The 7,195-nt window shown below is 68.7% G+C and carries 7 protein-coding genes; 2 read left to right on the top strand and 5 right to left on the bottom strand.

Going from position 1 to position 7,195, the window contains the following annotated elements:
• Positions 1 to 543 precede the first annotated feature (543 nt).
• Both ahpC and ahpF read left to right on the top strand, forming a co-directional pair.
• Positions 544 to 1,107 (top strand): alkyl hydroperoxide reductase subunit C, encoded by a 564-nt coding sequence (gene ahpC, locus A9O67_RS12430; RefSeq protein WP_068610816.1) that lies wholly within the window; start codon positions 544 to 546, stop codon positions 1,105 to 1,107.
• Positions 1,108 to 1,237: 130 nt separating this feature from the next.
• Positions 1,238 to 2,824, top strand: coding sequence for an alkyl hydroperoxide reductase subunit F (gene ahpF, locus A9O67_RS12425; protein ID WP_068610814.1), 1,587 nt, complete (start codon positions 1,238 to 1,240; stop codon positions 2,822 to 2,824).
• Positions 2,825 to 2,867: 43 nt separating this feature from the next.
• On the opposite strand, the gene bamC is transcribed toward ahpF, so the two are convergent.
• The 5 genes from bamC to A9O67_RS12405 all read right to left on the bottom strand — a co-directional run bounded on the left by bamC (position 2,868) and on the right by A9O67_RS12405 (position 7,025).
• Complete coding sequence (gene bamC / locus A9O67_RS12420; RefSeq protein WP_068610811.1) at positions 2,868 to 3,995, bottom strand: outer membrane protein assembly factor BamC; 1,128 nt, start codon at positions 3,993 to 3,995, stop codon at positions 2,868 to 2,870.
• Positions 3,996 to 4,029: 34 nt separating this feature from the next.
• Complete coding sequence (gene dapA, locus A9O67_RS12415) at positions 4,030 to 4,914, bottom strand: 4-hydroxy-tetrahydrodipicolinate synthase (protein ID WP_068610810.1); 885 nt, start codon at positions 4,912 to 4,914, stop codon at positions 4,030 to 4,032.
• Between the two features lie 70 nt (positions 4,915 to 4,984).
• Positions 4,985 to 5,557, bottom strand: coding sequence for a class I SAM-dependent methyltransferase (locus A9O67_RS12410; RefSeq protein WP_068610808.1), 573 nt, complete (start codon positions 5,555 to 5,557; stop codon positions 4,985 to 4,987).
• Positions 5,558 to 5,559: 2 nt separating this feature from the next.
• On the bottom strand, positions 5,560 to 5,724 hold the full coding sequence (locus A9O67_RS13490) for a hypothetical protein (RefSeq protein ID WP_156682321.1): 165 nt from the start codon (positions 5,722 to 5,724) through the stop codon (positions 5,560 to 5,562).
• 68 nt (positions 5,725 to 5,792) lie between these two features.
• Complete coding sequence (locus A9O67_RS12405) at positions 5,793 to 7,025, bottom strand: MFS transporter (protein ID WP_068610806.1); 1,233 nt, start codon at positions 7,023 to 7,025, stop codon at positions 5,793 to 5,795.
• Positions 7,026 to 7,195 lie beyond the last annotated feature (170 nt).

The raw sequence follows: 7,195 nt of genomic DNA, 5'->3' as shown, positions 1-7,195 counted from the left end.
GGGGCTTCTTGGCCTTGTCCCACCCGGGTGCGGGTGGCGGGCGGGGTGCTTTGGGCGCGGATTTCGGTCGGGTCGCCCGCGTCGCGCACGGTGACGGTGTCCAGGCTGCCAGCCACGCCTTCGCCGGCGGGGCATGGCGGTCTGGGCGGCGGCCTGCAGACCGCTGGCGAGCAGCAGCGCCCCCAGCGGCAGCGCGGCCGTGCTGCGCGCAGGGGTGGGCGGGGTGGCGCGGCGGGGAGCGGGCGAGGGGTGGGTGGGGCGGGAGCGTGGCATGGTGGTCAAAGGATGGAACGCGTGACGTGCAAGCGTGGAAGGGATGGCAGTGGAAAAGGTGCCGCAAGCGACGCAGAACATTATATGCAAATGAGAACGATTCGTAACAACAAAAACAAAAGCGGCTATCCACTGAATAAACACTATCAATCATGTAAAACGATTGTCATGAACTATGATATGCTCGTTTTCACGGAGCCGAGCCACCCGCGCAGGCGGTCCCCGCCGGCTCCGGTCGAACCCGTTTTTCAACCACGAAAGGAAAGCAGCATGTCGCTGATCAACACCCAAGTCCCCGCGTTCAAGGCCCAGGCCTTCCACAACGGCAAGTTCGTCGAAGTCACCGAGCAGTCCCTCAAGGGCAAGTGGTCGGTCCTGATCTTCATGCCGGCGGCCTTCACCTTCAACTGCCCGACCGAGGTGGAAGACGCGGCCGACAACTACGCCGAGTTCCAGAAGCTGGGCGCCGAGGTCTACATCGTGACCACCGACACCCACTTCTCGCACAAGGTGTGGCACGAGACCAGCCCGGCCGTGGGCAAGGCCAAGTTCCCGCTGGTGGGCGACCCCACGCACCAACTGACCCGCGCCTTCGGCGTGCACATCGAGGAAGAAGGCCTGGCCCTGCGCGGCACCTTCGTGATCAACCCGGAGGGGGTGATCAAGACCGCCGAGATCCACGACAACGCGATCGCGCGCGACGTCAAGGAAACCCTGCGCAAGCTCAAGGCCGCCAAGTACGTGGCCGAGCACCCGGGTGAAGTCTGCCCGGCCAAGTGGAACGAGGGCGCCAAGACCATCGCCCCGTCGCTGGATCTGGTCGGCAAGATCTGATCCCGACGGTCTGAACCGTCCCTGCGGTCCGGCTTCCCCGCCGGACCGCCCGCCGGCCCCCAGTGCCCATGGGCCTGGGCCGGACGGTCGGACGCTGCCCCAGTCATCCCGCCCATTCCCGGAGAACCCCATGCTCGACGATCAACTGCAATCCCAACTTCAGGCCTATCTGACGCGCGTCAGCCAGCCGTTCGAGCTGGTGGCCTCGCTCGATGACTCGGCCAGCGCCCGTGAGCTGGAGCAACTGCTGCGCACCATCGCCCGGCTGTCCGACGGCAAGATCACCGTGCGCACCGACGGCACCGATGCGCGCCGTCCGTCCTTCGCCATCCGCCGGCCGGATGGCGCGCAGGACCTGACCTTTGCCGCCATCCCGCTGGGGCATGAATTCACTTCGCTGGTGCTGGCATTGCTGTGGACCGGCGGGCACCCGCCCAAGGTGGCGCCCGAGGTGCTGGACCAGGTGCGCGCGCTCGACGGGGAGTACCGCTTCGAGGTCTACATGTCGCTGTCGTGCCACAACTGCCCGGATGTGGTGCAGGCGCTCAGCCTGATGGCCATCCTCAACCCCCGCGTGCACACCACCGTCATCGACGGCGCCCTGTTCCAGGCCGAAGTCGAGCAGCGCAACGTGATGGCCGTGCCGCTGGTCTTGCTCAACGGCGAGGTGTTCGTCTCCGGCCGCACGTCGCTGGAGGAGATCGTCGCCAAGCTCGACACGGGCTCGGCGGCGCGCGCCGCGGCCCAGTTGTCGGCCAAGGATCCGTTCGACGTGCTGGTCGTCGGGGGAGGCCCGGCCGGTGCCGCTGCCGCCGTCTATGCCGCGCGCAAGGGCATTCGCACGGGCATCGTGGCCGAGCGCTTCGGCGGGCAGGTGAACGACACGCTGGCGATCGAGAACTACATCTCGGTCCTGGAAACCGACGGCCCGAAGTTTGCCGCCGCGCTGGAAGCGCAGGTGCGCCACTACGAGGTGGACCTGATGAACGGTCAGCCGGTCGCAGCGCTGTTGCCCGCCGAAGCGGTGGGCGGCTACGTCGGGGTGCAACTGGCCAACGGGGCCGAGCTGCGCGCGCGCAGCGTGATCCTGGCCACGGGTGCGCGCTGGCGCAACCTGAACGTGCCCGGCGAGGCCGAGTACAAAAACCGCGGCGTGGCCTATTGCCCGCACTGCGACGGCCCGCTGTTCAAGGGCAAACGCGTGGCGGTGATCGGCGGTGGCAACTCCGGCGTCGAGGCGGCCATCGATCTGGCCGGCATCGTCGCGCATGTGACGCTGTTGGAGTTTGCCGATCAGCTCAAGGCCGACGCGGTGCTCGTCAGCAAGCTCAAGAGCCTGCCCAACGTGACCGTGCTGACCCAGGCCCAGACCCTGGCGGTGGAAGGCGACGGCCAGAAGGTGACCGGCCTGCGCTGGCGCGACCGCGCCAGTGGGGCGGAGCAGTCCCTGGCGCTGGAGGGTGTGTTCGTGCAGATCGGGTTGGTGCCCAACACCGAGTGGCTGGACGGCGTGGTCGAGCGCAACCGCTTTGGCGAAATCGTGGTCGACGCCAAGGGTCACACCAATGTGCCCGGCGTGTTTGCCGCGGGCGACTGCACGACGGTGCCGTACAAGCAAATCGTCATCGCGGCGGGCGAAGGGGCCAAGGCAGCGCTGTCCGCCTTCGATTACCTGATCCGCACCCCGGCGCCGCAGGCGGAGCCCGCGGCGGTCTGATGGGCCAGAACCCACATGCGGGCGGCGCTTGGCGCCGCCCGTTTCACTTCATGTCGTTGGCGATGAGCTGCGCGATGCGCTGCGCGGTGGCAGAGCGGTCCGGCTGGCCGTTGCTGTCCAGCACGACCACCGTGGCACGCTCGCCGGTGGCGGTGACGCGGATGCGGTAGCGCGTCGGCCCGCTTTGCGCCGCGCTGGAACTGCCAAACCAGCCGGTGATGCGGCCCAGGAAGCCGCGCTCTTGCGTCTGCGGATTCTCGTCCGGCGGCACATAGCGCACGAAGTATGTCCCCTCGGCGCGGTTGCGGTCTTCCACGGTGAAGCCGCTGCGGTCCAGCGCCAGCCCCACGCGGCGCCAGGCCCGGTCGAAGTTTTCGTCGATGACGACCGTCGGCTGGCCATCGACCGTTTCGATGCGCGCGATCACCGGCCGCGCGCCCGCCGCGACGGCGGCCTTGGACTGCTCCTGGCTCACGCCCAGCTTGACCATCAGGCGGCGCAGAAACTCGGCCTCCAGCTCCGGGTCGGCGGGGCGGGTCTGCCAGACGGTGTTGTCTTTGCGCTCGGTGGTGTAGACCTCGACCATGCCGCGGTGGCTGATGAAGATTTCGCTGCCGCCTGCGGCGTTGCGCTCCACGCGGGTGCGGAATTTGTCGCGCTCCCCGGTCGAGTACAGGTTGTCGAACAGCTTGCCGATGGTCGAGCGGATGATGTCCTGCGGGATCTTGGCGCGGTTTTCGGCCCAGTCCGTCTCCATCAGGCCCAGTTGCGGCTGGTCCAGCGTGAGCAGAAAGCCGTTTTCCTGCCAGAAGTCGCGCAGCGCAGGCCACAGGTCGTCGGGCGCGCGGTCCACGACCAGCCAGCGTTGGTTGCCCGCCCGTTCGATGCGGACATCGCCGATTTGCGCGGGGGCGGCGGTGCCGGTGGGTCGGGCGGCGGCCGTGGCCTCATAGCCCGACGCGGTGACCGACGCCCCGGGCAGCGCATAGCGCGAATCGCGCGCCAGTTGCGTCAGGTCCGGCGGGACTTCCAGGCGGTTGATCTGTTTGGCGCTCTTGTAGTCGATGCGGTCTTCCTCCAGCACCGAGCAGCCGCTGGCGAGCAGCGCCGCCAGGGCCAGGGGCGCGAGCCGCCACGCGGTGGAGGGGCGGGGGCGGTGGGATGCGGGCATGTCGATTCCCTTGGCGTGCGATGGGGCGTGTTCGTCAGATCAGACCGGCGGCGCGCAAAGCCGCCTCGACGGCGGGCTGGTGCGGGGCCGACAGCGGCGTCATCGGCAGGCGCAGTGTCGGGCCGCACAGGCCCATGCGCGCCATGGCCCACTTGACGGGGATGGGGTTGGCCTCGACGAAGAGCTGCTTGTGCAGCGGCAGCAGTTGCATCTGGATGCGCATGGCGGTGCGGGCGTCGCCCGCGATCGCGGCCATGCACAGCTCGTGCATGAGGCGTGGGGCGACGTTGGCGGTGACGCTGACGTTGCCCTGGCCCCCGCACAGCATCAGCGCCACGGCCGTGGCGTCATCGCCCGAGTAGAGGGCGAAGTCGGCGGGCTTTTCGCGAATCAGCCACTGGGCGCGTTCGATGTTGCCCGTGGCCTCCTTGATGCCGACGATGCCCGGCACCTCGGCCAGGCGCAGCACCGTCTCGGGCTGCAGATCGGCCACGGTACGGCCCGGCACGTTGTACAGGATGATGGGCAGGTCGCCGGTGGCCTCGGCAATCGCCTTGAAGTGCTGGAACAGGCCCTCCTGCGTGGGTTTGTTGTAGTAGGGCACGACCTGCAACTGGCAGTCGGCGCCCACCCGGCGGGCAAACTCGGCCAGCGCGATCGCCTCGCGCGTGGAATTGGCGCCGCAGCCGGCCATGATGGGCCGCCGCCCGGCGGCCTGCTCCACGGCGACGCGGATGATTTCGCAGTGCTCCTCGACGCTGACCGTGGGCGACTCGCCGGTGGTGCCGACCACGCCGATGCAGTCGGTGCCCTGATCGATGTGCCAGTCGATGAGCTTGCGCAGGGTGTCGTAGTCGACGCGGCCGTCCTCGTGCATGGGGGTGACGAGGGCGACGATGCTGCCGGTGATGGGCTTCATGGCGTGTGCGCAAATCCAGTGTTGGGTCCAGCGGACATTCTAACCAGCGGCTCGGGCGGTGCTCACCGGGTCAGAGCGGGTAGCGCGGCGGCGCGGCGTTCGCGGCCGGTGCCTCGCGCACGGCCGCGATGCGCTGCACGAAGCGGTCGGGGCGGCTCAGAAAGCCATCCTCGTAGGCGATCACGCGCAGCTCGGCACAGGCGCGCAGCAGTTCGCCCGGGGCCAGCAGAAAATCGGGACGCGATGGCTTGCCGACGGTTTCGTTGCCCTGGGCGAAGGTCTCGTACAGCAGCACGCCGCCGGGTGCGACCGCCTGCACGATGTGCGGCAGCAGGGGGCGCCAGAGGTAGTTGGTCACGACCACTGCGTCAAAACGCTCCTGCGCCAGGGGCCAGGGGGCGCCCTCCAGGTCGGCGGCGAGCGGGCGCAGCGCCGCGCCCAGGTCGGCGAGTGAGGCCAATGCCGCCGTGTCGCGGTCCACCGCGGTGACGTGCCAGCCCCGCGCGACCAGCCAGCGCACATGGCGCCCGTGGCCGCAGGCCAGATCCAGAGCGCGCCGTGGGCCCCCGTCCGGTGCGCGGGACTGCAACAGCGCCTCGAAGCGGGTGATCCAGGGTGAGGGGGGCAAGTCGGCGTGCGGCATGGTCAAAAGCAACTCCAGAGCCGATCCGCCAGCGTGAGCAGAAAGTCCGGCTCCAGGTACCAGGCGAACACCGCGGCACACGCGCCCAGGGCCACCCCCCAGCCGGCCAGGCGCAGGACCGGGCGCAAGACCGGACGCGATTGGGGCGACGGGGCGGCGAAGGACATGGCAGGGGCGGGTCCTTGAAGTGAAAACGGTCGAGCGGAGGCCTTGGGTGCGCTGGGGCCGCGAGCGGTCACGGAGTGGCCGGCCCGGTCATGCGCACCGGCCCGCGGCGGATCGGTGCCTCTTGGATGGGCCAGTTGACGACGGCGGCAAAAAGACCCAGCGCGATGGAGATCCACCACACGATATCGTAGCTGCCCGTGCGGTCGTAGAGCAAGCCGCCCAGCCACACCCCCATGAAGCTGCCCACCTGGTGGCTGAAGAACACGAAGCCCCCGAGCATCGACAGGTGCGCGACACCAAAGATTTGCGCCACGATGGCATTGGTCGGCGGCACCGTGGACAGCCACAGCAGCCCCATGGCGGCGGCGAAGGCGTACACGCTCCACGGCGTTAGTGGCGCGGCCAGAAACAGCGCGATCGCGATCGAGCGCATCAAATAGATGCCGGCGAGGATTTTGCGCTTGGCCAGCCGCTGCCCCAGCACGCCCGCCGCATAGGTGCCAAACACATTGAACAGGCCGATCAGCGCCAGTGCCGTGGACGCCACCTGCGGCGACAGGCCGTGGTCCTTTAGGTAGCTGGGCATGTGCACCCCGATGAACACCACCTGAAAGCCGCAGACGAAATAGCCCGCCATCAACAGCTGGAAGCTGCGGTAGCCGAAGGCCTCGCGCAGCGCCTGGCCGATCGTCTGTTCGCGCGCGGCCCCGCGCGCCCCGCCGGCAAAGTCCGGCTCCCGCAAGCCCCAGGCCAGGGGGCCGATCGCGAGCACGGCGCCGGCGAGCACCAGCAGCGCGTCCTGCCAGCCGAAGGCGGCGATCAGCCAGCCTTCCACCGGCACCATCAAAAACTGCCCGAACGACCCGGCTGCGGCCGCCAGCCCCATGGCCCAGGAGCGCCGCTCGGCCGGGATTTGGCGCCCGATGACGCCGTAAATGATGGCGTAGGTCGTGCCCGCCTGGGCCGCACCGATCAACACCCCGGTGGTCAACGCAAACACCAGCGTCGAGGTGGCGAGTGCCATGCCCGCCAGACCCATTGCGTACAGCAGCGCGCCGCCCAGCAACACCCGGTAGGCCCCAAAGCGGTCTGCCAGCATGCCGGCAAAAATGCCGAACACCCCCCAGGCCAGGTTTTGCACCGCCATCGCGAAGGCAAAGGTTTCGCGCGTCCAGCCTTGTGCCTGGGTGATGGGTTGCAGCCACAGCCCAAAGCCATGGCGGATACCCATGGAAAAGGTCACGATGAGGGCGCCGCACAGCAGGACCTGGGCGGCAGAGAGTCGGCGGACAGCGGTCATCCGCGAACTGTAGCGGATGGTCGTGCTCCCCGCGCGGGGGCATCGATGGCCGGGTGGGGCGGATGGGTTGGGGCGGGTTGCGCGGCCATGCGCAGACCGAATCTGAGGTGGAGGGCCCAAGTCCTTGAGCCACCGGGGGTGTTCGGCCTTGTCCCAAGTTGCTGTGGATA

Origin of the sequence: Tepidimonas fonticaldi, from assembly GCF_001675355.1 — a bacterium.
Lineage (GTDB): Bacteria > Pseudomonadota > Gammaproteobacteria > Burkholderiales > Burkholderiaceae_C > Tepidimonas > Tepidimonas fonticaldi.
This window is presented reverse-complemented; position numbering and strand designations above follow the sequence as displayed.